Source organism: Streptomyces sp. NPDC056479 (assembly GCF_042795335.1).
GTDB lineage: Bacteria > Actinomycetota > Actinomycetes > Streptomycetales > Streptomycetaceae > Streptomyces.
Genome location: NZ_JBHTRZ010000001.1, coordinates 795904 through 819499, shown reverse-complemented (window position 1 = coordinate 819499; position 23596 = coordinate 795904). Strand labels below are relative to the sequence as shown.

General features: G+C 70.7%; 18 protein-coding genes and 1 pseudogene. 10 read left to right on the top strand and 9 right to left on the bottom strand.

The window, feature by feature from the left end; all coding sequences use genetic code 11:
• Window positions 1-113 precede the first annotated feature (113 nt).
• The 4 genes from ACFQ6S_RS03705 (at window position 114) to ACFQ6S_RS03690 (ending at window position 4636) form a co-directional block, all read left to right on the top strand.
• On the top strand, window positions 114-1724 hold the full coding sequence (locus ACFQ6S_RS03705; RefSeq protein ID WP_383402910.1) for a purine-cytosine permease family protein: 1611 nt from the start codon (window positions 114-116) through the stop codon (window positions 1722-1724).
• Window positions 1721-2419 carry an alpha/beta fold hydrolase gene (locus ACFQ6S_RS03700; RefSeq protein WP_383402907.1) on the top strand — a complete coding sequence of 233 codons (699 nt, stop codon included), beginning with the start codon at window positions 1721-1723 and terminating at the stop codon, window positions 2417-2419. Before ACFQ6S_RS03705 ends, ACFQ6S_RS03700 begins: the two co-directional genes overlap by 4 nt.
• Window positions 2420-2492: 73 nt before the next feature.
• Window positions 2493-3662, top strand: a complete 1170-nt coding sequence (locus ACFQ6S_RS03695) for a lactate 2-monooxygenase (RefSeq protein ID WP_383402903.1) — start codon at window positions 2493-2495, stop codon at window positions 3660-3662.
• Complete coding sequence (locus ACFQ6S_RS03690) at window positions 3659-4636, top strand: 2-hydroxyacid dehydrogenase (RefSeq protein WP_383402900.1); 978 nt, start codon at window positions 3659-3661, stop codon at window positions 4634-4636. The genes ACFQ6S_RS03695 and ACFQ6S_RS03690 overlap by 4 nt, the downstream gene beginning before the upstream one ends.
• A gap of 75 nt (window positions 4637-4711) precedes the next feature.
• On the opposite strand, the gene ACFQ6S_RS03685 is transcribed toward ACFQ6S_RS03690, so the two are convergent.
• The 3 genes from ACFQ6S_RS03685 to ACFQ6S_RS03675 all read right to left on the bottom strand — a co-directional run bounded on the left by ACFQ6S_RS03685 (window position 4712) and on the right by ACFQ6S_RS03675 (window position 7497).
• Entirely contained in the window at window positions 4712-6328 is a 1617-nt protein-coding gene (locus ACFQ6S_RS03685; protein ID WP_383402897.1) for an RICIN domain-containing protein, read from the bottom strand.
• Window positions 6329-6870: 542 nt separating this feature from the next.
• Window positions 6871-7248, bottom strand: coding sequence for a toxin Doc (locus tag ACFQ6S_RS03680; RefSeq protein ID WP_383402894.1), 378 nt, complete (start codon window positions 7246-7248; stop codon window positions 6871-6873).
• A gap of 3 nt (window positions 7249-7251) precedes the next feature.
• Window positions 7252-7497 carry a hypothetical protein gene (locus tag ACFQ6S_RS03675; protein WP_383402891.1) on the bottom strand — a complete coding sequence of 82 codons (246 nt, stop codon included), beginning with the start codon at window positions 7495-7497 and terminating at the stop codon, window positions 7252-7254.
• A 200-nt stretch (window positions 7498-7697) separates the two neighbouring features.
• Between ACFQ6S_RS03675 and sigJ the strand changes: the two genes are divergently transcribed.
• The 3 genes from sigJ to ACFQ6S_RS03660 all read left to right on the top strand — a co-directional run bounded on the left by sigJ (window position 7698) and on the right by ACFQ6S_RS03660 (window position 11041).
• A complete protein-coding gene (sigJ, locus tag ACFQ6S_RS03670) occupies window positions 7698-8630 on the top strand; it encodes an RNA polymerase sigma factor SigJ (protein WP_383402888.1) in 933 nt (310 codons plus the stop codon).
• Complete coding sequence (locus ACFQ6S_RS03665; protein WP_383402886.1) at window positions 8627-10096, top strand: cytochrome bc complex cytochrome b subunit; 1470 nt, start codon at window positions 8627-8629, stop codon at window positions 10094-10096. The genes sigJ and ACFQ6S_RS03665 overlap by 4 nt, the downstream gene beginning before the upstream one ends.
• 156 nt (window positions 10097-10252) lie before the next feature.
• A complete protein-coding gene (locus ACFQ6S_RS03660) occupies window positions 10253-11041 on the top strand; it encodes an acyl carrier protein (RefSeq protein WP_383402884.1) in 789 nt (262 codons plus the stop codon).
• Between the two features lie 7 nt (window positions 11042-11048).
• Here ACFQ6S_RS03660 and ACFQ6S_RS03655 read toward each other — a convergent pair whose 3' ends face one another.
• Together ACFQ6S_RS03655 and ACFQ6S_RS03650 are read right to left on the bottom strand one after the other, a co-directional pair.
• Entirely contained in the window at window positions 11049-13283 is a 2235-nt protein-coding gene (locus ACFQ6S_RS03655) for a glycoside hydrolase family 9 protein (RefSeq protein WP_383402882.1), read from the bottom strand.
• Between the two features lie 292 nt (window positions 13284-13575).
• Window positions 13576-14459 (bottom strand): annotated as a pseudogene (locus ACFQ6S_RS03650) (sugar-binding domain-containing protein); the annotation flags it as partial.
• Window positions 14460-14648: 189 nt separating this feature from the next.
• Here ACFQ6S_RS03650 and ACFQ6S_RS03645 point away from each other — a divergent pair.
• Together ACFQ6S_RS03645 and ACFQ6S_RS03640 are read left to right on the top strand one after the other, a co-directional pair.
• Window positions 14649-17030, top strand: coding sequence for a SpoIIE family protein phosphatase (locus ACFQ6S_RS03645; protein WP_383402879.1), 2382 nt, complete (start codon window positions 14649-14651; stop codon window positions 17028-17030).
• A 32-nt stretch (window positions 17031-17062) separates the two neighbouring features.
• On the top strand, window positions 17063-17734 hold the full coding sequence (locus ACFQ6S_RS03640) for a DUF4232 domain-containing protein (RefSeq protein ID WP_383402876.1): 672 nt from the start codon (window positions 17063-17065) through the stop codon (window positions 17732-17734).
• Window positions 17735-17743: 9 nt separating this feature from the next.
• Here ACFQ6S_RS03640 and ACFQ6S_RS03635 read toward each other — a convergent pair whose 3' ends face one another.
• Window positions 17744-19828, bottom strand: coding sequence for a ricin-type beta-trefoil lectin domain protein (locus ACFQ6S_RS03635; RefSeq protein WP_383402874.1), 2085 nt, complete (start codon window positions 19826-19828; stop codon window positions 17744-17746).
• Between the two features lie 347 nt (window positions 19829-20175).
• Window positions 20176-21093 (bottom strand): helix-turn-helix domain-containing protein, encoded by a 918-nt coding sequence (locus ACFQ6S_RS03630; RefSeq protein WP_383402871.1) that lies wholly within the window; start codon window positions 21091-21093, stop codon window positions 20176-20178.
• Between the two features lie 63 nt (window positions 21094-21156).
• On the opposite strand from ACFQ6S_RS03630, the gene ACFQ6S_RS03625 reads away from it, so the two are divergent.
• Complete coding sequence (locus tag ACFQ6S_RS03625; RefSeq protein WP_383402867.1) at window positions 21157-21978, top strand: phytanoyl-CoA dioxygenase family protein; 822 nt, start codon at window positions 21157-21159, stop codon at window positions 21976-21978.
• A 14-nt stretch (window positions 21979-21992) separates the two neighbouring features.
• Here the strand turns inward: ACFQ6S_RS03625 and ACFQ6S_RS03620 are convergent, their stop codons facing one another.
• Complete coding sequence (locus ACFQ6S_RS03620; protein WP_383402864.1) at window positions 21993-22961, bottom strand: aldo/keto reductase; 969 nt, start codon at window positions 22959-22961, stop codon at window positions 21993-21995.
• 40 nt (window positions 22962-23001) lie between these two features.
• The gene (locus ACFQ6S_RS03615) at window positions 23002-23574 is read right to left on the bottom strand and encodes a flavoprotein (RefSeq protein ID WP_383404304.1); all 573 of its coding nucleotides are present in this window, start codon (window positions 23572-23574) and stop codon (window positions 23002-23004) included.
• Window positions 23575-23596: the final 22 nt, after the last annotated feature.

The window sequence follows — 23596 nt, the reverse complement described above, 5'->3', positions numbered from 1 at the left end:
GATCCACGTCAGGACGGCATCCGCGCTGCTCGCACACCCCAGCGGCAGGCACCGGCCGTTGCCCACGCCGCGCCACAACGCGCTCCACCGCCCCGCCCCCGCTGGAGCCTTCCGTGTCCCCTCAGTCCGATCCGTCCGTCCCGTCCGAGATCCCCACCCCCGCTCCCTCCCTGACCGAGGTCGAGTCCCACGGCGTCGACCGAATCCCCGACGCCGAGCGTTCCGCGTCCCCGCTGGACCTGTTCCGCCTCGCCTTCGGCGGCGCCAACACCTTCTCCACCTGCGTCCTGGGCGCCTTCCCGATCCTGTTCGGCCTCTCCTTCTGGCAGGGCCTCGCGGCCACGCTGCTCGGAGTCGTCGCGGGCGCCCTGATCCTGTGCCCCATGGCCGTGTTCGGACCGGTCAACGGCACCAACAACGCCGTCTCGTCCTCCGCACACCTGGGTGTGCACGGGCGCGTGGTCGGCTCGTTCCTGTCCCTGCTGACGGCCGTCGCCTTCTTCTCGATCTCCGTGTGGAGTTCCGGCGACGCCCTGGTCGGCGGCGCGCACCGGCTCTTCGGCCTGACGCGCGGCAACCTGTCGTACGTCGTCGCCTACGCCCTGTTCGCGGGGCTGGTTCTCGCGGTGTGCGTATACGGCTTCCGCTTCATGCTGTTCGTCAACAAGATCGCGGTGCCCTCGGCGAGCGTGCTGTTCCTGATCGGCGTGATCGCCTTCGCCGGTGACTTCGACCCGTCGTACGCGGGCGTGTTCACCGACTCCGCCGACGCGGCGACCCGGTCGCTGTTCTGGCCGTCGTTCATCGGCGCGGCCCTGATCGTGCTGTCCAACCCCGTCTCGTTCGGGGCGTTCCTCGGCGACTGGTCGCGCTACATCCCGGCGCCCACCCCACGCCGCAAGGTGATCGGCGCCGCGTTCCTGTCGCAGATCGCGACGCTGCTGCCGTTCGTCTTCGGCCTGGCGACGGCGAGCATCATCGCCACGAAGGTCCCCGAGTACGTCGATCCGGCGGCGCCCGACTTCGTGGGCGGGCTGCTGGCGATCTCACCGGGCTGGTACTTCCTGCCCGTCTGCCTGCTGGCGCTGATCGGCGGCATGGCGACGGGGACGACCGCGCTGTACGGGACCGGTCTCGACTTCTCCTCGGTGTTCCCGCGGCTCTCACGCGTGCAGGCGACGCTGCTGGTCGGCGCGTTGTCGATCGGGTTCATCTTCGTCGGGCGCTTCGCTCTCGACCTCGTCCAGTCGATCTCGACCTTCGCCACCATGATCATCACCTGCACCACACCGTGGATGGTCGTGATGATGCTGGGCTACTGGACCCGGCGCGGCTGGTACGACCCCGACGCCCTCCAGGTCTTCAACCGCCGTCAGCGCGGCGGTCGCTACTGGTTCGCGCACGGCTGGAACTGGCGGGGCATGACCGCCTGGTGGGTGTCGGCGCTGATCGGAGTGCTGTTCACCAACATCCCCGGGCAGTTCGTGGGCCCGCTGGGCGATCTGGCCGACGGGGTGGACATCAGCCTGCCGTTGTCGCTGATCGTCGCCGGTGCGCTCTACCTGACGCTGCTGCGGGTGTTCCCCGAACCGAGGGCCGTCTACGGGCCGCAAGGTGCCCGGCTCGCCCGGACCGTCGAGGTGCCGGTCCCGCCGATCACCGGGCCCGGTGCGGCGGGTGACGGGGAGCCGTTGTCAGACCCGTCCACTACGTTGCGGGCATGACCAACTTCGTACTGGTGGCGGGGTCGTGGCTCGGCGCGTGGGCGTGGGACGAGGTGGCGGCCGCACTGCGAGCGGCCGGGCACGGCGTCCATCCGCTGACCCTGTCCGGCCTCGCCGAGAAACAGGGCGGGCCGGCGCCCGGGCAGCGGACCCACGTCCAGGACATCGTCGACGAGGTGGAGCGCCTCGATCTGCGGGACGTCCTCCTGGTCGGGCACAGCTACGCGGGCGTGCCGGTGGGGCAGGCCGCCGTCCGGATCGGTGACCGGCTGCGCCGCGTGGTGCTGGTGGACGCCAATGTCGCCGTCGACGGGGAGTCGTTCCTGTCGGGCTGGCCGAGCGACGAGGTGCGGGCGGCCATCACGGCGAACGACGGCTTCTGGCCGCCGCTCACGGCGGACGAGTTCGCGGGCCAAGGGCTGACGACCGAGCAGATCGCCCGCATCGTCGACGGCTCGACCCCGCACCCTGGCGCCACGCTGACCGAACCGGCTGCCCTGCCCCGCCCGTTGAGCGAGCTCCCCGGGACCTACATCAAGTGCCTCCTCGACGGTGAGGAACCCTGGGGCACCGCGGCCGAACTCCTCAAGAGCGACCGCTGGGAGTTGGTGAACATGGACACCGGCCACTGGCCGATGTTCTCCCGGCCCCAGGACCTGGCCAGCATCCTGCACGCGACGGTGACGGCCCCCTGATCCACTCACTGGCCTACTGGTCGGTATGGTCTGCGTACGGCGCGTTCTCAGTGACGAGAGGCGGGGTCAACGCATGGGCAAGCACTGGGCGGACTTCCAGTACGAGATCTATCTGAACGGGATGTCGGGGGCCGTACCCCGGCTCCCCACCGATCTGACCCGGCTGGAGGAGCTGACGGAGCAGCGCCTCGGTCCCGGTCCCGTCGGCTATGTGGCGGGCAGCGCCGGCGACGGCAGTACCGCCCGCGCCAACCGGACGGCCCTCGGGCGACGCCGGATCGTGCCGCGCATGCTGCGGGACGTGCACGAGCGGGACCTGTCCGTCGAGGTACTGGGCCGCGCCCTGCCCGCCCCGCTGGGGCTGGCACCCATCGGAGTGCTGTCGATCATGCACCCGGACGCCGAGTGCGCGGCCGCCCGTGCCGCCGCCGCGCAGGGCGTGCCGTTCACCCTGTCCTCGGCGTCCAGCACGCCCATGGAGCAGGTCGCGGAGGCGATGGGCGACGCCGAGCGCTGGTTCCAGCTGTACTGGCCGAAGGACCCGGAAGTGGCCCGGAGTTTCCTGACCCGCGCGAAGGCGGCCGGGTTCAGCGCGCTCGTCGTCACCCTGGACACACCGATGCTGGCCTGGCGCCCGCGCGATCTCGACCAGGCGTATCTGCCGTTCCTGCACGGTGTGGGCACCGCCAACTACTTCTCCGACCCGGCCTTCCAAGCCGGCTTGGCGAAGCCGGTGCACGAGGATCCGAACGCGGCCGTCATGCACTTCGTCGGCATGTTCTCCGACCCCGCCAAGACCTGGCCGGACCTGGCCTTCCTGCGGGAGAACTGGGACGGCCCGATCGTCCTGAAGGGCATCCTGCACCCGGACGACGCCCGCGCGGCCGCCGACGCCGGGATGGACGGGGTGATCGTCTCCAACCACGGCGGCCGCCAGGTGGCCGGCTCCGTCGGGGCGGCCGACGCGCTGGTCCGGGTCGCGGCGGCCGTGGGCGACCGGCTGACGGTGCTGTTCGACAGCGGCATCCGCACCGGTGACGACGTCTTCAAGGCGCTCGCCCTCGGCGCGCGTGCGGTGCTCGTCGGACGGCCGTACGCCTACGGGCTCGGCCTGGACGGACAGGCGGGCGTGGAACACGTCATCCGCTGTCTGCTCGCCGAACTCGACCTGACCCTCGCCCTGTCCGGGCACGCCACCCCGGCCACGATCGGCCCCGCCGACCTCATAGAGGAAACCGCATGACCGTCACGAAGAACGTCCTCGCCATCGTCTCGCCCCACGTGGGCGGCCGCGGCATCGGAGCCGGCCTCGCCTCGCTCTTCCCCGAGGACGCGCGGGTCACCGTCGTCGAGGCGGCCGACGAGGACCCGGCGGCGCTGCGCTCCGCGCATGTCGTCATCACCGCGCTCTCCTCCGTGACCGCCGAACACCTCGCCGCCGCACCGGAGTTGGAGCTGGTGCAGTGCGCGAGCCACGGGTTCGACTATGTCGACGTGGACGCGGCCCGCGAGCGCGGAGTGCGCGTGTGCAACATCGGCTCCAGCGGTGCCGAGGCGCAGAACGTGGCCGAGCAGACCTTCGCCCTCATGCTCGCCCTGGCCAAGCAGCTGATCCCCGCCCACACCGCGCTCGTCGATGCCGACTGGGCGCTCCCCCGGCTGCAGAACTCGCTGACCGAGCTGTGCGGCAAGACGCTCGGCGTCGTGGGCCTGGGCCAGATCGGCCGGGAAGTCGCGCGGCGGGCGGTCGCGTTCGACATGAGCGTCGTCTACGCCGGACGCCGTCGGCTGTCGCCGGAGACGGAGGCCGAGTTCGGCGGTGCCCGCCACGTCCCGCTCGACGAACTCCTGCGCACCGCCGACTACGTCTCGCTGCACACCCCGCTCACCGACGAGACCCGGCATCTGCTGGACGCGGAGCGGCTGGCGCTGCTCAAGCCGACGGCGTTCGTCGTCAACACGGCCCGCGGCGCCCTGATCGACCAGGACGCCCTCGCGGACGCGCTGGAGAAGGGCGCCCTGGCCGGGGCGGGGATCGACGTCTTCGACCCCGAACCGCCCACCCCGGCCCTGCGTCTGCTCCGCGCGCCGAACGTGGTGCTCTCCCCGCACGCGGGCGGCGTCACCCGCGAGACCCTGGTCCGTATCGCGCTCGCCGCCGTGCAGAACGTACGGGGCTTCCTCGCGCGCCAAGAACCGCGAGACGTCGTGAACTAGACCTCGGGAGCACCTTCAGGAGGGCGGGGCCGCCCTCCATGGCGCACCGCGTCACACCTTTCCGTCCGCTCTCACCTACGCGTTCTCCTCCCCCAACCGCACCGCCCGTGCCCCCGGCGTCTCCACCTCGGCGCTCGACAGCGAGCCGGGGCTCGCCGATGTCGCGGGGTCGGTGAGCCAGCGCTGTCCGTCGGAGCCGTCGCGGACCTTGACTACGATGTCAGCGCCCGCGTCGGCGGTGGTGGCCGCCAGGGCGAGCTGCTCGTCCCAGCGGGGCAGCAACTCGCCCTGCACGGTGAGGTCGTAGCGCACGTCGTCGGCCCGCTTCGAGTCGTCGTCGGTGCACTTGCCGAGGATGACCACACCGGCGTCCGCATGCGAGTCCAGGCAGAGGTCGGGCTCCGCCACACTGCGCAACAGGCCGTCCTTCTCGTACGACCACTGCTGGGTGTCGTCGTCCGAGCACTCGGCCAGCTCGGTCCCGGCGCCGGTCTCGGCGTCGCCCCTGATGTCGAGGCACAGGTCGGCGTCGGCGTTGCGCAGCCTGGTCCGCCGCGGTGCGTCGGGGAGCTGGGCCGTGCCCGGGGGCGAGGAGGACACCGCCGGAGGCATCCGGGTTCCCGGGCCGCCGCCGGTGGCCGAGGCGGCCGGGTCGACACCGTCGTCGTCCGACAGCAGGCCGGCGACGAGCATGATCGCGATCAGTCCGGCCGAGGCCACGCCCACCCCCGTGAGCAGGGTCCGCGAGGAGCGCGGTCCGCCCGGCGACCTGCGGACCTGTGCGGGGATACGCGAGAGGAACCGGCGGCGTCCGGCGCCGTGCCGGGCGGAGCCCCGCGAGCGGGGTGCGCCCCCCGGGGTACGGCCCGGACGGGTCTCCAGATACCTGCGCGCCCCCCAGCCGAGCACCGCCTCGGCGATGAGCACGCCCAACCCGGCCTCGAAATGACTCAGTTGTTCGGCGGCGTTCCTGCAGTAGCGGCACCCCGTCAGATGCTGCTGCACATCCGGCAGTAGGGCGCCACCCCGGCGAATCGGGACGTCGAGGAGACGGTTGTAGAACCGGCAATCCTTCGTCGGCGCGAGTTCCCGATGAGCATGTACACAACCTTCGCGGAATTTATCACGCGCCTGTTCGAGCGCGGCCGAAGCGGTAACGGTATCCATGCCCAGCAGACCGGCCGGGACGCCTATCGGCTCGGCTTCGACCTCGGTGTGCCAGAGCAGACATCGGGCAAGTCCCGGAAGCGCCTGGAATGACCGATCGGCAAGCTTCCGATTTTCGGGCGTCATGGACTTCGCGGTACGCATACCGCGACCGCCCGAGGGTTTCCCCAGCTCCGGCAGAACGCCCGCTATTCGCTCGTCGGCCGACCACTGCCGGACGGTGTCCCGAACGGCGACGAGGAGCCTCGGGCGCAGCGCGAGGGCGGGTTCGCCGAGGGCGAGCCGGTCGAGGACCTGATGGAACGCGGCGGCGGTGACCAGATCGACGCCACCGGCGGACGAGGCGAGACAGATCACCGCGTATTCGTGGGCCGGTTGCCAGTGCCGTGCCATGAGCAGCGCGACGGACGGAGCGGCCTCACCGTCCGGGCGGCCCCTGAGTCTGGCGGCGAGGCCTTCGTCGGATTCCTCCGGAACCCCGCCGGGCGGGGGGTAAGGGGGGCGAGGGGGGTGGGGGGTGGGCACTGAACGGATTCCTTCCCACGCGCATGTCACAGAAGTTCTGACTGCCGAAAAGGACCGGGTGACTTGGTGTGTACCTCTTCAGCACGAGCGCGGGGAGCACGAATTCACCAACCTCCATGCGCTCCGGTTCCCCCTCGGAACGAATGCGAGCCGGCCTTTTCCACCCCCCACGGGTATGTTCACCCTTGCACAGCACACTGATGACCAACAAGGCACTTGGGCAACATCCGCCCCTTTGAAAGAAAGTCAGAAACGGCCGCAACTCGCCCTACCGGCGCGACCTTTCGGCATTCCATGCGCCCCGTGTGAAACCCACGCACGCGCCGGAGCACCACGCACGCTCCCCGGCGCACGCGCCGGCGTAGTCCACTGGGAGCGGCCCTCTCGGAAGGCCCCGCGCAGGACGGCGGCTCTCCTGCGCGCCATGGGCCGTCGACCCTGTTCCTCCCGCCCTCGGTCGGCGGCCCGGGGGGCGGGAGGAACGGGGGCAGGGGGAAACCGGGACCGCCGGGCCCGTGGGCCCGGCTCCCGCGCGAGATACCTCAGATCTGCCAGGAGCGCAGCCGATCGGCCGCGCCGTACACGTCGACCTTGCCGGAGATCAGATCACGGGCCAGGTCGACGATGGCACCGTAGGGCGGGTCGATGCCGACCCCGCTGACGAACATGTAGGCCACCGCCGAGGCGCAGGCGAAGCGGGCGTTGGCCGAGGGCAGCGGCTTGAGCAGGGCGAGGGTGTGCAGCAGTGCGGCGGCCCGCCAGGCCGGGTCGGAGTCGACGCCCAGACGGGGCGGATCCACGCGATGGCGGGCGACGGCCGCGACCAACGCCGAGAAGTCGTTGATCGTGGGCTGCTCGGGCAGGACCTCTTCGTGCCGTTGGAGCAGCCAGGGCACATCGATATGGATGACGGGTGCCATCGCTCAGGCGGCCCGCCCTTCACCCTTGGCGGACGGTTCGTCGTCCGGGAAGGCGGCCGCGAACTCGTCGGCGTGCGACGAGAAGAACCGGCGGAAGGCCTCGGCGCCCTCCTGCAGCGCCCGGTGCCGGGCTATGTCGGCCGCGGCGGCCTCCCGCACGAGCGCCTTCATCGACGTACCGCGTTCCTTGGCGATCTGCCGGAGGTCCTCTAGCTCGCGGTCGCTGAACTCCACGTTGAGAGCTGGCATGTCTCTCAAGGTACCGCTCGGGTACTTACGCGTAAATACATGCAGGTCAAGCGTGATGCACGACGGTACCGGGAGCCGCGGACAGCACGACCGGGCGCGCGTCGACGGCGAGACGTAGGTCACATGCGGCGCTGAGATGTCACATTCCGGCCCCCGTCGGCCCTCGCAGTGGTGAGCGCGCGCATTGGGAGGCCCCACGCATGTCCGACATCCCCGTACCCGTCACCGACGACGCGACCGGCGTCTTCGTCGAGCACCGAGAGCTGATGTTCGGCGTCGTCTACAACATGCTCGGCAGCGTCGCCGACACCGAGGACGTACTTCAGGAGACCTGGCTGTCATGGACGGCGCGCCATGCGGGCGCCCCGCTCGACGGCGTCATGAACCCGCGGGCGTACCTCGTGCGGATGGCCGTCAACCACGCGCTGACGCGTCGGGCCGCGATCAGCCGGCGGCGAGAGACGTATGTCGGCCCGTGGCTGCCGGAGCCGCTGGTCGCACAGGGCGAGGTCGACAGCGCCGACGACCCGGCGCTGCGCACCGAGTCGGTGTCGCTCGCGATGCTGGTCGTCCTGGAGTCGCTGACTCCGCTGGAGCGCGCGGTGTTCGTACTGCACGAGGTGTTCGGGTACGCGCACACCGAGATCGCGGAGATCATCGACCGCAGACCGGCGGCCGTACGGCAGCTCGCCCATCGCGCCCGCGAGCATGTTCATGCGCGGCGGCCACGGTACGAGGCGCATCCACGGGTACGACGGGAGGCGACCGAGCGGTTCGTGCGCGCCGCGGTGGGCGGGGACGTCGCCGCGCTGCTGGAGATACTCGCGCCGGATGTGACGGTGTGGACGGACGGCGGCGGCAAGCGGAAACGGGCGGGGCTGCGTCCCGTGCACGGCCGTGACAAGGCGGTCCGGCTCTTCGACTCGTTCGCGCGCCGGGGCGGCGCAGGCGCAGGCCACCTGGACCTGCGGTACCGGCGGGTCAACGGCGACGACGCGGCCGTGCTGTTCCAGGGCGAGGAGCCGTACGCCGTCCTGGTCCTGGATCTCACGCCGGACGGCCGGCGGGTGTCCGGCGTCTACGTGGTGAGCAACCCCGAGAAGCTCACGCATGTGCACCGGGAGCAGGCATGAGCGCCACCCGGGAACTGCCCGGCAGGGGCGAGCGGATCGCGGACTGGTTCGACGGCCGGCTCGGCATCCACTCGCTCGGCCGGAAGTATCTGCGCAAGGTCTTCCCGGACCACTGGTCGTTCCTGCTCGGCGAGATCTGCCTGTACAGCTTCGTCGTGCTGATCCTGACGGGCGTGTACCTCACCTTGTTCTTCCATCCGTCGATGAACGAGGTGACCTATCACGGCAGTTACGTACCGCTGAACGGCGTCCGCATGTCCGAGGCGTACGCCTCCACCCTCGACATCAGCTTCGACGTGCGCGGCGGACTGCTGATGCGGCAGGTGCACCACTGGGCGGCGCTGGTCTTCGTCGCCGGGATGCTCACGCACATGATGCGGCACTTCTTCACGGGGTCGTTCCGCAAACCGCGGGAGATCAACTGGCTGTTCGGCTGGACCCTGCTGTTCCTCGGTCTGTTCGAGGGCCTGTTCGGCTACTCGCTGCCGGACGACCTGCTGTCGGGGACCGGGCTGCGGTTCGTGAACGGCGCGCTGCTCTCCGTCCCGATCGTCGGGACGTATCTGTCGATGTTCCTGTTCGGCGGCGAGTTCCCGGGACACGACATCGTGGCCCGCTTCTACTCGCTGCACATCCTGGTGATCCCAGGCGTCATGGCGGCGCTGGTCGTCGCGCATCTCCTGCTGGTCGTGTACCACAAGCACACACAGTTCGCGGGTCCCGGACGCACCGAACGCAATGTGGTCGGCGCCCCGTTCATGCCGGTGTACCTGGCGAAGGCGGGCGGCTTCTTCTTCCTGGTCTTCGGCGCCCTCGCCCTGATGGCGGCCGTGGCGGCGATCAACCCGGTCTGGTCCTACGGCCCCTACCGTGCCGACCAGGTCTCCACGGGTGCCCAGCCCGACTGGTATCTGGGCTTCGCCGAGGGGCTGGTCCGCGTCATGCCGGGCTGGGAGATCAACCTGTGGGGCCACACGCTCGTCCTCGGGGTGCTGATCCCGGTCGTGGTCTTCCCGCTCCTGCTGGTGTTCATCGGCGTCTATCCGTTCCTTGAGGCCCGGTTCACGGGCGATCGGCGTGAGCACCACATCCTCGACCGGCCCCGCAACCGCCCCGTGCGCACGGGGATCGGCGCGGCCTGGATCAGCCTGTACCTGATCCTCCTCGCGGGCGGCGGCAACGACATCGTGGCGACCCGGCTCCACCTCTCGATCAACACGGTGATCTGGGCGATCCGCATCGCCGCGCCGGTCGTCCCGGTGGCCGTGTTCGTCATCACCCGTCGCATCTGTCTGGGCCTCCAACTCAGCGACAGGGAGCGGGTGTTGCACGGCCGGGAGACGGGCGTGATCAAGCGGCTTCCGCGCGGCGAGTACGTCGAGGTGCACGAGCCGCTGAGTCCGGCGCGGCTCCACACGCTGACCGCTCACGAGCGGCCCGGCGAGCTCGTGGAGCGCGAACCGTAGGGGAATCCACGGCGACAACCAGGCGAACGGCGTGTACCGGGGCCGTCTCGGCCCGACGGCCCCTACAACCCCGGGTGATGTCCCGCTGTCAGACCCCGTACCGACACCCCTGGTGCTCCGGTGATCACAACAGCTCACACCACCAACGGAGTTCACGTGAACATGCGCTCAACGGCCGCTCGAACGTCCGCCGTCGCCGCCTTCGCCCTGGCCGCCACCGCGCTGGTCGTGCCGCCCGCCGACGCGGCGGACGGCGACGACTACGCGGTGACCCTCACCAGCAGCAGGGCCACGACCGACTACAAGAACCGCACGGTCGACCTGACCGGCACCCTGACCCGCACCGACGGGACTCCCGTCGCGGACGCACCGGTCCAGCTCGAGGAATCGGTTCTGTTCGACACCTGGAACCCCTGGGGCGACCCCATCGACCCGACCGAGTGGGAGACCCGCGGCCTGGGCACGGTCCACACGGACGACGAGGGGAACTTCACCCTCGAGGACGTCCCCGCGGACCGTGTCGAGAACACGCCCAGCCCCTATCCGTTCCCGCGCCACCAGGTGATGTTCCGGGCGATCTACGACACCGACCCCACCGACTTCCACATGGCCTTCGCGGACACCACGGTCAAGGTCAAGCCGGTCACCAGCCTCATCACCTACAAGGTCAACAAGACCAAGGTGCGCAAGGGCGACACCCTCGTCGTGAAGGGCAGGATCGCCTGGACGGGCGGCCACGGCCCGCTCACCGGCACCCGGGTGTTCCTGCGCACGTACTTCGAGAGCTCCTCGAACGCGCAGACCACCACCGACGCGCTCGGCAACTTCACGGTCCGGGCCAAGATCCGCGACTACGACAACGAGTTCGTGATCTTCTCCGCACCGAAGGACTACTACATCTCGGGCGCGAGCAGGGATCTGCCGGTCAAGAACGTCACCCCGTGACCCACGACTATCCCTGGTCGGCGACGAAGGAGGCCATCCGGGTCAGGGCCGAGTTCCAGTTGATCGTGTGCTCGTTCGTCGACCAGGACTGGATGTCGTCGATGTAGCAGAACTGACCGACGCAGCCCCGGAGTTTGCTCTGTGCGTAGGGGTCCTGGATGCTCGAGTTCGGCCCGCCCGAGAGCGTGCCGACCGGCGGGTTCGGCTGGTTCGGGTCCAGCTGGTGGGCGTACCAACGGGCGTGCTGGTTGTGGGAGTTGATCTCTCCGTAGCCGGTCACGTACGAGATGTTCAGTGCGTTGCGCCCGAACAGGTAGTCCATGCTCTGCACCGCACCGTCCCGGTACTTCGCGACGCCCGTGATGTCGTACGCGGAGGCGATGACGACGGCGTTGTGCAGGATCTGGTGGTTGGAGCCCCAATCGTAGAGGTTGCCGTCGGGGGCGTACGGCATGCCGTACGGCTGTGCCTTCAGGGTGGCCAGATAGCGGTCGGCGCCCTGGACGACGGACCGGCGCACCTTGTCGCGGCCCGGCAGCCCGCTCGGCACGGTCGCCAGGTCCAGCCGGGCCGCGGCGGCCGTCCTCGCCCAGTCGTAGCCGAGGGAGCCGAAGATGTCGGCCGTATGGACGGGTGAGTTCAGGACGTGGTCCGCGAACTGCCGTTCCCCGGTGCTGAGATACAGCTCGGCCGCGGCCCAGTAGAACTCGTCGATGACATTGCCGTCGGCGTACGTACCCCCGCCGATGCCGTCACTCTCGGAGGCGTACAGGTCGGGATGCGCGAGCGCCGCCGACCAGGCCTTACGGGCGGCGGCCAGCGCCTTGGCCGCGAACTGCCTGTCGTACGGCTTGTACAGGCGTGCCGCCTGCGCGGCCGTCGCCGCCAGGTTCAGGGTCGCCGCGGTGGACGGCGGATGCAGCTCGCGCTTCTGCGGATCGTCGCTCGGCAGCAGGGGCAGGCCGGTCCACTGCTCGTCGTGGATCTTGTGGTGTGCCATGCCGGCCAGCGGCTGCCCGGCGGGCACCTGCATCTTCAGCAGGAAGTCCAGCTCCCAGCGGACCTCGTCCAGGATGTCCGGCACCTTGTTGCCGCTCTCCGGGATGGCGAGCGTGCCGTCATCCAGCCTCTGCGACTCCCCGGTGCGGGCGAGCAGTTCGCGTTCGTAGGTGCTCAGCAGCTCCCAGACGGAGATACCGCCGTTGACGACGTACTTGCCGTGGTCACCCGCGTCGTACCAGCCGCCGGTGACGTCGAGCTTGTAGTCGCACACGCCCGGCTGGCAGGGCACAGCGCCGTCGCCCTGGTTGGGGGCCACGTCGACGTGTCCGGCGGGGCGCGCGTATCCCGGGCGCAGATCGTCCCGGATCGCGATGCCGCTGCGCTGCGTGTAGTAGTACTTCACGGCATCGAGGCGCAGCCGCTCGTAGGCGGCCGTACCGATGTCGAAGGGGCGGCTCGCCTCCCCGTCGGCGACGAGCGTGAAGTCCCTGCCCTTCTTGCGGAAGGCGCCGAAGTCGATGGAGTGGACGTTCTGCGCGGAGGAGGCGTCGGTGCCGCGCGGCACGCTCCAGCCGTGGGCGACCACGGCCCCGGACGCGTTCTTCAGCTGCCAGGGCAGCCTCTCGGTGACGTCGGTGACCAGCGTGGCGTTCTTCGGTCCGGCGGGCAGATAGGCGACCTGGTTCACCCGCACCCGGGGCCCGGTGTCGGGTTCGTACACCTCCGGCGGGACACCGCCCAGCAGCGAGGCGTCGTCCATGCAGAAGCGCCACGCGTCCGCGCTGCCGCCGAGCTGGAAGGCGACCTGGCCCTGCGGGGTGTCGACGGGGGAGGTGAAGGTGTACGCGTAGGAGTTCCCGGAGACGCTCAGCTCCGGCGTCACCTCGAAGTAGGTGTCGTACGGCGCCTCCGACAGGCCGACGATCGCCCGCACTGCATGGCCCTCGGGCGAGCCGTTCGCGGTGAAGGAGAAGCGGTACGACTCGCCCTTCACCAGCGTGATGTCGTTCTGGCCGACCGCGGCGTCCCATGGGTTGGCGGTGCCGCCGGGCACGTCGGCGCAGAGCTGCCTCTCGGACAGACCCGCGGTGACGTTGCCGGTGGTCCACCACGGCTCGATGGTGGTGTCGAACGTGCCGTTCTTGAGCTGCTCGACCTCCTCGGCACCGGCGGGTGCGGCGGACAGGCCTGCGGCCAGCAGGGCCGACAGGGTCAGCAGGGTGGTTCTGCGGCGTTTCACAGCTGGGCTCCTCGGGGGGAGGTGCGGGTGGCGCTCCGGTGGGAGCGCTCCCAGGTGTGGGTGCAGCCCATGGTTGTTGGCGACATGACAGTGCGTCAACGGTCAGGACGTAACGCTCCGCCGGATGGCGCCGGGCGGGGTCGGCTTTCGAGTGCGGCGCCGCTGTGGTTGCTCGCGCAGTTCCCCGCGCCCCTTTGGGGCGCCGAGGAACCGGGCGTCCGACCCGTGACGTGGGTCAAGTGGCGGGGATCTCTAGCCTGCTGATCCGTATCGCTCCGCGAGCCTCCCCCGGGGTGTAGCGGTGGTGCGGGGTCGCGAAATCCCACAACTTCGGTTCGGGGACGGTGAGTTCATGGGTCTCGGTCACCCTGTCGATGAGGGCGGGCGTGGAGGACGTACGGGCGACCGTACGGCCCCCGGGGTCGACGATCCGCGAGACGAGCTCGACGTCCGTGCCACTTCCGGAGGCGTTCACCAGGGAGGTCCGCACCCGTACGACGCCCCGCTCCGCGCTGATCTGCGGCGTCGTGACATACGTGCCCCAGCGCTCGACGTGCACCGGTTCGGTGACGACGAGGCGGGCCTCGCGGTAGATGCCGCTGCCCGAGTACCAGCGACTGCTGGGCAGACGGTTCTGGACCTTGACCGCGAGCACGTTCTCGGTCCTGCCGTCGGTGTGCAGAAGGTCGGTGAGGTCGAGGGCGAAGCCGGTGTAGCCATAGGGGTGGCGGCCGGCCTCCGTGCCGTTGCAGTAGACGTACGAGTCCATGTAGACGCCGTCGAACTCCACCGATATCCGCTTGCCCGCGAGGGAGCGCGGAAGGGTGAAGGCGAGGCGGTACCAGCCGAGGCCGCCCGGGAAGAAGCCGGTGCCGCCGGTGGTGCCGTGCTCGGTGGTCGGGGCGAACTCGATGCTCCAGTCGTGCGGCACCGCGATCTCGCGCCAGTCCGAGTCGTCGTAGCCGGGCTCGGCGGCCCCGGCGTGGGCGCCGGTCGGGTCGGTGATGCCGCCGGGGTTCACCAGGGCGAAGCGCCAGCCGTCGCGCAGTGGCACGGTACGGCGGCCCGACGCGGCACCGGCGGCCTCGACGGCCCGTGCCGTCGGGCTGCTCAGCAGTGTCCGGCCGCCGGGGCGGCCGTGGAGGCGAGCAGTAACGATCTTCGAGAGACTGTCATGACGGCTCTCCCTCATCAGGACCCAGAAGTACTCACAACTGATCGTGAACAAACAGATTCTGACGGTCTGGCCCGCGGAGCAGTCAAGGGTGCGGGTGCGGGTTCGCTACGTGCACGTCACCGAAGCACTAGGCTGGAGCCCAAGTGACACGCTCGTTCACCGTGAGTGTGCGCGTGGGAGTGGCGCCCATGAGCCCGGAGTATCCGTTCGACGAGGCCGCGACGGCCCGGGCGGTCGTCGACGCCAGCGGTGTGCTCGTCGACTGGAACGCCGGCGCCGAGGCGCTGCTGGGCCATCCGGCCACCGAGGTGGTGGGGCGCCCCGCCGCGGATCTGCTGGTGGGCGAGGCGGAGGAGGGTTCCGTCACCCCGGACGGCACACGCTGGGACGGCATCGTGACCCTGCGCCGCCACGACGGCGGCACGCTACCGGTGTGGCTGCTCGCCCATCGGGTGCGGCCCCGGGACGACGGCCCCCATCAGTGGCTCGTGGTCACGCCGCTGGACGACGGTGCACGTCCGCCCGACGATCCGCTGGACGCCGTCGGGCTCCTCGATTCGCCCTGTCCCATCGCGATCTACGACGAGCGGCTCCGGCTGCGCAGGATCAACTCCGTCATGTCGGAGGTCCTCGGTCTCTCCGAGGAGCATGTGCGCGGGTTGCGAGCTCCCGAACTGACCGGCAGACGGCAGAGCCACGACATCGAGCGACAGCTCCTGCGCGTGCTCACCACGGGCCGGGGCACCGACGTACGGACGTACGTCCCGGTCGGCGGGGACCAGACCCATGCGTGGCTGGCCCGGATGGCCCCGATCACCGACGCCAAGGGGCGGGTGCGGGGTGTGAGCGTCGCGGCACACGACTTCACCGACCAGTACATGGCCCAGGAGCGGCTTCAGCTGGTGAACCAGGCCAGCGTGCGCATCGGCACCACTCTCGACGTCACGCGCACGGCACAGGAGCTGGCCGACGTCTGCGTCCCCGCCCTCGCCGACTTCGTCAGCGTCGACCTGCTGGACCTTCTGGAGCACGGCGGCGAGCCTCCCACCGACGGGCTGACCGCACCGATCAGCCTGCGCCGCGTCGCTCACCGGTCCATCAACGCGGGCAGCCCCGAAGCCGTGGTCAAGCCCGGAAACGAGGACGTGTACCCGACCCCCTCGCCCCAGGCCGACGCGCTGCTGGCGGGCCACACCATCGTGGCCTCCCTCTCGACCGGCGACCTGGAGGAGTGGCTCGCGTGGGACCCGGCACGCGCCGAGCGGATCAAGGAATACGGCATCCACACCACCATGTCCGTTCCGATCCAGGCCCGCGGCGCCACCCTCGGCGTCGCCGTGCTCACGCGGTTCAAGAACGCCCAGCCGTTCACCAAGGACGACGCGCTGCTGGCCGAGGAGATCACGGCCCGCGCGGCCGTCTGCATCGACAACGCGCGCCGCTACTCACGCGAACGCGAGACCGCTCTCGCGCTGCAACGCAGCCTCCTGCCCCAGTCCCTGCCGCGGACCGCCGCGCTGGAGGCGGCCTCCCGCTATCTCCCGGCGGCGCGCTCCGGAGTGGGCGGTGACTGGTTCGACGTGATCCCGCTGTCCGGGATGCGGGTGGCGATGGTCGTCGGGGACGTCGTCGGCCATGGCATCCAGGCCTCGGCCACCATGGGCCGGCTGCGCACCGCCGTGCGTACCCTGGCCGACATCGACCTCGCGCCCGACGAACTGCTCACCCACCTCGACGACCTGGTCGTGCGGCTGTCGGAGGAGGCGGGCATCGAGGCCGGTCCCGGCGAGGTCGGCGCCACCTGTCTGTACGCGGTGTACGACCCGGTCTCCCGGCGCTGCACGCTGGCGCGGGCCGGGCACCCCTCGCCCGTGATGGTCCCGCCCGGAGGCGCGGCGCAGGAGATCGAGCTGCCCGCGGGGCCGCCGCTGGGTCTGGGCGGCCTGCCGTTCGAGTCCGCCGAGATCGAACTGCGCGAGGGCACCGTGCTCGCCCTCTACACCGACGGCCTGATCGAGACCCGGGAGCGCGACGTCGACTCCAGCCACGCGCTGCTGTGCGCCGCGCTGTCCGCCCTGCCCGACTCGCTCGACGAGACCTGCGACCGCGTCCTGCACGCCCTGCTGCCGCCGGGCGGCGTCGCGGACGACGTGGCTTTGCTGCTGGCCCGCACCCAGGGGCTGCCCGCCTCCCGGGTCGCCACCTGGGACATCCCGGCGGACCCGGCGCTCGTCGCGCCGATCCGCAAACAGGTCGTGGAGCAGCTCGACGTCTGGAGCCTGAGCGAGGCGTCGTTCACCGCCGAGCTGGTGGTGAGCGAGCTGGTGACGAACGCCATCCGCTACGGCACCCACCCCATCCGGCTCCGTCTGATCCATGACACGGCGACGCTGATCTGCGAGGTGTCCGACACCAGCCACACCGCACCGCATCTGCGTCGCGCCAAGATCTTCGACGAGGGCGGCCGCGGTCTGCTGCTGGTCGCCCAGCTGACCCAGCGCTGGGGCAGCCGGCACACGGCTGACGGCAAGACGATCTGGTCGGAGATCGGGCTGCTCGGCGAGGAGTGAGTACTCCGCGCCAGAACGGGGAGTCGTCAGACATGGGACGTGCGCGGGTATCCCCCTCCTTACACCGAGCGATTCCCCTCCTGAGCACCGTGGCGCTGCTGAGCGCGCTGACGGCATGCGGAGACGGCGGCGATTCCACGGGCGCCGTCAAGACATCGGCAGGCCCGAGCAGCCGCACGACCGCACCGGCCACGACCGGCACCGCGAGCCCCACGACGCAGCTGGACTCGAACGAGCCGACTTCCGTCGATACCACCGGTCCAGCCACACAGACGGGCAGCTCCGGTGGGCGCTGCCACACCTCCGAGCTGCGCGCGTCGATCGGCCGGCCCAGCCCCGGGGCCGGGCAGCGGAACTTCCCGATCGTGCTGACCAACACCGGCGACCGCACCTGCGGCGTGCGCGGCTACCCCGGTGCCGCCTTCGTGGACGGGTCGGGCAAGCAGCTCGGCCCTGACCCGAAGCGTTCCCCCGACTCGCCCACGACCGTCACGCTGACGCCGGGTCGGAGTGCGTGGGCGGGACTCACCTTCGCCAGCCCCGAGATCAGCGGGGCCCGTACGGCCCGGCCGGCGGCGCTGCTCGTGACGCCGCCCGACGAGCGGGATCCGCTCAAGGTGGCCTGGACGGCCGGTGAGGTGCCGGTGGCCGGGAACGAGTCCTCGGTCTTCCTGACGGTGGTCCAGCCCGGCACCGGGGGCTGATCCGTCCGCTCAGCGGCCGCCGCCACCGCCGCCGTGACCGCCGTATCCACCGCCGTACCCGCCCCCGTATCCGCCACCGGACCAGCCGCCGTTGTCGTCCCAGGAACAGGCGTACGGGTTGGCGTAACAGGACTCGTCGGTCGCGGCCGGGCTCGCGGACGTCGGTTGCGAGGCGGACGGGGTCGCGGACGGGGCCGGCGTGGACGTCGTCGTCCTCGACGGCTCGGGGGTGGGCGTCGGGGTCCGTGTCTCGGGCACCTGCGTCGCCGAGTCCCAGTTGACCACCTCCAGTTGGAGATCCGGCTGGGAGGTGTCGATGACCCAGTGCTGGGAGTCGCCCTCGTCCTCGCGGGACTTGAGGACCAGGGCGCCCGAGCCGTCGGTGGCGGCGGGGCTCAGGGCCAGGTCCTGGTCGAAGCGGGGCACCAGGGTGCCCTGGAGGGTGAAGTCGTAGCGGATGTTCTTGGTCGCGGAGTCGGCGGAACCGGTGCAGCGGGCGAGCCGGACCGAATAACCGAGGTGGGAGTCGAGGCAGAGGTCGGGGTCGGCGCCGCTGCGGATCAGTCCGTCGGTCTCGTACGCCCACTGCTGGCCGGGCGTCGAGGAGCAGGCGGCGAGTTCGGTCTCCGCTCCCTCGACGGCCTTCTCGCCGACGATGCCGACGCACAGCCCGGAACCGATGTTGTGCAGCCGGCCCCTCAGGTCGCCCTTCGCGGCCTCGGCGGCGCCGGCCCAGGACGGGTTGCCGGTGGCGGAGTCCGCGCCCGAGTCGGGCACCTCGGAGGGGCGGTCGCCGGCCGACGGAGCCGAACCGTCGCCGGATCCGGCGATGGACCAGATGAACAGCGGCAGGACGACCAGGGCGCTGACGGTCGCGACGGCGGCGGTGAGGTTGCGGCGCCGAGTGGCGCGGCGGGCGGCCTTGAGAGCCGCGCGGCCGGTGCAGGTGCGGGCGGTGCCGGCATCGGGTGCGGTGGCGGGCCGGGCCCGCCGGGCGGCGCGGCGGGCGCTGCGGGGGCCGGGTGCGGCGACCTGGTCGGCAGGGGCGGCGGAGGGCTGCTCCGCGGGGAGAGGCCCCGGCCGTCCCACGGGGGCTCGTGTCTCGGCGCCGGGGGCGAAGAAGGTCTCCGGAGCGGGGGCGTGGGCGGGGGCCTCGACCGCGTCCGCCGCTGGTGCGGGGGCGGCTGCCTCGGTGTCCGCGAAGAAGGACTCGCCCGCGATCGAGACCGGTGGCGCCGGCTTCGCCCGGGCCGTCTCCTCGGTGAGGGTCGCCCTGGACAGCAGATACTCACCTGCGCCCCAGCCGAGCACCGCCTCGGCCAGTGCGACACCGAGTCCCTCGTTGAAGAAGGTGAGCTGGCAGGCGGTGTCGCTGCAGTGCCCGCAGCGGTTCAGGTGCTCGCCCAGATCGGGGTCTACGGCGACACCGCCGCGCCGGTACGTCACGTCCAGCATGCGGAGGTACTGGCGGCACTCCTGCTCGGGGGCGAGCTCGCGATGGACCTGGAGGCACTCCTCGCGCAACCGCTCGCAGGCCCGTCCCAGTTCGAGCCGCGCGGACTCCTCGTCGAGGCCGAGGAGTGCGGCCGGTACGGACAGCGGTTCGGCCTCGACCTCGGTGTGCCACAGCAGGCAGCGGGCCGACTGGGGAAGTCGCTGGAAGGCGCCGGACAGCAGGCGACGGCTCGCCGGCGGCAGCAGCCGGGCGGCGACGCGCTCCGCGCCGTCCGCCTCGGATCTCAGCTCGGGGTGGAGCAGCTCCCGTCTGCGGTCGATGTCCCACTCCGCCGCTATGCGGCGCACGGTGACGAGCAGTTGGGGACGCCAGGCGGCCGTCGGGCCGGTCTGCCGCAGTGTCTCGCCGAAGAGCCGGGTGAACGCCGCGGTGGTGAGCATCCCCGCCGACCGGGCGTCGGCCGTGCAGAGCCGCGCGTAGGCGAAGCCCGCTTCCCAGTGCCGGTCGAGAAGTTCACCGACCGGATGCAGCGCCGGTGACACCCCCGTCCACTTCTTGAGTTCGGCGCTCAGTTGAGCGTCCGTGACATCAAAGATGCGGGCGTCGCTTGGGGAATTCGACAGGCCTGCGTCTTGCACGGCGGCATTCCTCCGGAGGGCATGCGGCATTGAAGGTCCATACCAAAGGGTATGCTCCGGGCTCAGCTCTTGTCGGGCATGGGGCTTAGGGGAGCGAGCCACACCTTTGCACAGGTCAGGGGCAGAGAACAAGCGATTGAAGTTTTTGCGCATTGCGTGTGCGCCGGTCACTATTTGACGAGTGGTCAATAGCGCGGTCGCAGCCATTGCCGGGATATCGGCAATGACAATGGGAAACGATATTCACCGGACCGGCTTCGCGCCTCGGCGCAAACCATTGAGCGGCCGCACTCCGACGTTTTTGCCTGGTCATACGGATGTCCACGCCTTCACCGACCCTTCACAAGTCACATGCCAACCATTGGCCCGCCCGTCCGGTACGCGCCCGGCGGCCTCCCGTACCGCTCCCGGAACACCCGGTTGAAGTGATAGGGGCTGACGAAGCCCGAGGCGGCGGCCACGCGTTCCACGGACAGTCCCGTGCTCTCCAGCAGCCGGGCGGCGTGCCGCAGACGGGCCTCGCGCAGGGCGCGCATGGGTGACTGGCCGAGTTGCCGGGTGAAGAGGTGGGCGAACCGGGAGGGCGAGAGCGCGACGTGTTCGGCGAGCGAGCGAACGGTGTGCGGGGCGGCCGGGTCGGCGTCGATCAGCGCCTGCGCACGGCGCACCCGGGCGTCCACCCCGGGCTGGAGGGGCGTCCGCGCGATGCCGGCCGTGAGCAGGACGACCTCCTCGAGTGAGCACAGGGCGAGTTCGCGGGCCGCGGTGCCGTGGGCCACGGCGACCTGCTCCTCCCCCGGCGCCCTGACGGGCGGCGCCTCGGTGCCCGTCCAGCGGGCGTCGGCGAGCATCCGGCGAAACGCCGTCCCGATGCGACCGCGCAACACGTCCGGCGTCGGCGTGACGACGTACATCCCCGCACCGGTGCCGTACGGGCGCAGCCAGGACCGCCAGGTCGGGCGGACCTGGCAATGCACCCACCAGAACTCCCAGTGGGGCGCTCCCGGTTCGACCCCGTAGCCGTGCGGGACACCCGGCCCGAGCACCACGAGGTCCCCGGCCCCGGCCCCCGCCTCTCTGTTCCCGTGCCGCAGTCGGCCCCGCCCTCCGGTCGTCCAGGTGAAGAGCCAACTGTCCGCTCCGCGCGGCCTGTCGACCCCGTATCCCGACGGCTGGTCGAAGTGCCCGACCACCACCAGGCCGGGCGGCGGCGCGGGGTCACCGGGCGCGGCAGCCTCGGGCAATCCGTCAGCGCTCACGGTCATCCTCCTGATGCGCGTACCTGCCTAGCGTGGCAGGCCCAGGACATCTCATCGAGGAGTGGACGCATGACAGCCACGGACATCGGCGCCGCCGGCGCCCCCATCCTGCCCGAGGCCGGGCTCCGCCAGTTCCGCGAGGAGGGCTTCACCGTCGTACGCGGGCTGTTCGGGTACGACGAGATCGACCGGTTGCGCGACGGGTTCACGGCACTGCACGCGGCCGGGCCGGTGGTCGGGCACTTCGAGCCGCGGCCGGGCGATTCCGACCCGCTGCGTGCTTATCCGCGCGTGATGCATCCGCACGAGATCGACGATCTGTCGCTGCGGGTGCTGCTCGATCCCCGGCTGCGGGACGTGCTGGAGACGCTGCTCGGGGAGGAGGTGCTGGCCGCGCAGAGCATGTTCTACTTCAAGCCGCCGGGCGCGCGGGGGCAGGCGCTGCACCAGGACAACTTCTATCTGCGGGTCGAGCCGGGCACGTGTGTGGCGGCGTGGATCGCCTGCGATGTGATCGACCGGGACAACGGGGGGCTCGAAGTCGTCCCCGGCACCCATGCGATGGACTTGTTCTGCCCGGAATCGGCCGACGCCGAGGTGTCCTTCGCACGGGAGTACGTACCGCCGCCGGCAGGTCTGGAGGCCGTGCCCGTCGACATGACGCCGGGGGATGTTCTGTTCTTCAACGGGAGCCTGGTGCACGGGTCGCAGCCGAACCGCACCGAGGACCGGTTTCGGCGGTCGTTCATCGCTCACTACGTCGGGCGGTCGGCCGAGCGGATCGGTCGCTTCTACCGGACGCTGACGATGAGTGGCGATCGTGTTCCGCTGCCGGAGAGCGAGGGGGCGGGCCCGTGCGGCAGCGAGTTCGCGCCGCACGGGCCCCACTAGAAGTGAAGGGCGCTTCAGTGGCCGATGACCGGGTGGGGAGCGTAGGGCTGCTGTAGTTCCTCCAGCTCCTTCTCCGTGAGCTGGAGTTCCACCGCCGCCGCCGCGTCCTCGATGTGCTGCGGCTTGGCGGCACCGATGATCGGGGCCGTCACCGGGCTCTGGTGCAGGACCCAGGCCAGGGCGATCTGGGCGCGGGGGACGCCACGTTCGTTCGCCACCCGGGTGACGGCCTCGACCACGACCCGGTCACTGTCCACGTACAGACGGCTGCCGAAGTTGTCGTTGGCGCTGCGGTCGGTCACCGTGCCCCAGTCCCGGGTGAGGCGGCCACGTGCCAGCGGGCTCCAGGGCAGCACGCCGACGCCCTGGTCCGCGCACAGGGGCAGCATCTCGCGCTCCTCCTCGCGATAGAGGAGGTTGTAGTAGTTCTGCATCGAGACGAACTTCGTCCAGCCGTGCCGCTCGGCCGTGTACTGCATCTTGGAGAACTGCCACGCGTACATCGAACTCGCCCCGATGTAGTGCACCTTGCCCGCCTTCACCAGGTCGTGCAGCGCCTCCATCGTCTCCTCGACCGGCGTGTGCGGGTCGAAGCGGTGGATCTGGTAGAGGTCGACGTAGTCCGTGCCGAGGCGGGCGAGGCTGTGGTCGATCTCCGTCATGATCGCCTTGCGGGAGAGACCGGCTCCGTTGGGTCCGGGCCGCATCCGGCCGTTCACCTTGGTGGCGAGGACTATCTCGTCCCGGCGGGCGAAGTCGCGCAGCGCCTTGCCTACGATCTCCTCGCTGGTGCCGTCGGAGTAGACGTTCGCGGTGTCGAAGAAGTTGATCCCGGCGTCCAGCGCCTGCCGGATGAGCGGCCGTGACGCCTCCTCGTCGAGCGTCCACTCGTGCACACCGCGGTCGGGGAGGCCGTAGGTCATGCAACCCAGACAGATCCGCGACACGTCCAGGCCCGTCGAACCGAGCTTCACGTACTGCATCGTTGCTGCTCCTGCCTTCGGAGTGGGGTACCAGGGGAGCCTACGTGGCCCCGTGGCGCTCCAGCATGTCCAGCGCCCGCTCCCACCCGAACTCCGGCCGCGCGCCGTCCTCCCCCGCCTCGCCGGTGTACGGCTCCCCGAAGCGCACACCCATCCCCCGCAGCCGTATCAGGCCCTCCTGGTAGGCGGGATGGGCGGCGAGCGCGTCGGCCACGCAGGGCAGGACGGCGATGGGGACGCCGAGGCCGTACGCCTCGCACAGGGTGCCCAGGGCGAGGGTGTCGGCGATGCCGGCCGCCCATTTGTTGATCGTGTTGAAGGTGGCCGGCGCGACGACTACGGCGTCCGGTGGCGGGAAGGGGCGTGGATCGGCGGGGGTGCGCCAGACGGAGCGGATCGGGCGGCCGGCCAGGGCTTCCACCGCGGCGGTGTCGAAGAAGCCGTTCATGGCGACCGGGGTCGCGATGACGCCGACCTCCCAGTCCCGCTCCTGCGCGGCGCTGATCAGCTTGCTGACGTCCACGGCGATCCCGGCGGCGCAGACGACGACGTAGAGGAAGGGTTTCCGAGTCCGTGCGGTCACCGCCGGTGCGGTCGCTGCCTGTTCGGTCACTGCCTGTTCGGTCACTCGGGAA